Origin of the sequence: Mesorhizobium sp. M7A.F.Ca.US.014.04.1.1 (genome assembly GCF_003998745.1) — a bacterium.
In the GTDB taxonomy this organism is placed as follows: Bacteria; Pseudomonadota; Alphaproteobacteria; order Rhizobiales; family Rhizobiaceae; genus Mesorhizobium; species Mesorhizobium ciceri.
This window is the reverse complement of record NZ_RZRW01001129.1, coordinates 1-1,005: the sequence shown is the minus strand read 5'-3', so window position 1 is coordinate 1,005 and position 1,005 is coordinate 1. Positions and strand designations below refer to the sequence as shown.

Genomic DNA, 1,005 nt, shown 5'->3' with positions numbered 1-1,005 from the left:
CCCGGAAACTCGGCCACGCACGGCCTATGCCCCAAGGCTGCCCGGCCGAATATGTTTGCGCGCGGATAACTCCGGTCTGTGAAGCAGCACCCTGTTGCGGCCCGTCTGCTTGGCAAGGTAAAGTGCGGCATCCGCCCGTTGCTGTAACTGCTCCGGCGAGATCGCCTCAGCGGTCTGAACGGCAACTCCAATGCTCAGGGTGACCCAGCGCGACACACGGGATCCAGGGTTGGGCAAAGCGGCAGCCTCGACGCTCTTACGCATTCGTTCAGCCACAGCGGCGGCCTCTTCCTCGTTCACCCCGGGCAGGAGCACGAGGAATTCTTCGCCGCCATAACGGGCAACGTGATCGCGATCACGCCTCACGTTTTCCTTCAAGATAGTTGCGACCTTTACCAAACACCGATCTCCCTCCGCATGGCCGAGGTGGTCGTTTAGCTTCTTGAAGTTGTCAATGTCGCACATCAGCATCGCGGCACCGGCAAGGCAACGTTTGTCGCTTCCCCATAGGCGCTCGAGTGTTTCCGTCATCCAGCGACGGTTGGAGATGCCGGTGAGTGGATCGGTCCTCGCCAGGAGTACCAGTCGATCATTCGCTTTCGCCAGTTGGGCGACCCTGCGTCGGTCGCGAAGCTCAAACAGGAAAGTCTTTTGAGCGAGAATTGTCATGATGCGCCGCGCGGCCACCGTTGCAAAGATACCGCTGGCGAAGAACAGCGTTCCAGCTACTGCACTCCCATGCGCGATGGCCGGGTTCTGCAGTTGAAGCATGAGATAAAGTCCGAGCGCCAGCGCAGCGATCGTCATCGTCCAGGCCAAGGGGATCCCGAAGATGATGATGGCTGTGATGGCCACGAACAACATGACGTTCAATTGCCGTTCGTAGAACTCGCCACCAGCGCTTGCTCCGACCAATGCGACTGACAACAAGATAAGGAACATGCCTGCGATCAGCAAGGCTCCTTGGAGCCAAGCCGCATGCGGTTTGCGCCAAACAAGGCCCAC

The 1,005-nt window shown here is 59.3% G+C and carries 1 protein-coding gene; it reads right to left on the bottom strand.

Annotated elements, in window-relative coordinates; genetic code table 11:
- Positions 1-24: 24 nt before the first annotated feature.
- The coding region (locus tag EOA22_RS35030; RefSeq protein WP_127390684.1) for a diguanylate cyclase at positions 25-1,005 on the bottom strand (981 nt) is incomplete at its 5' end.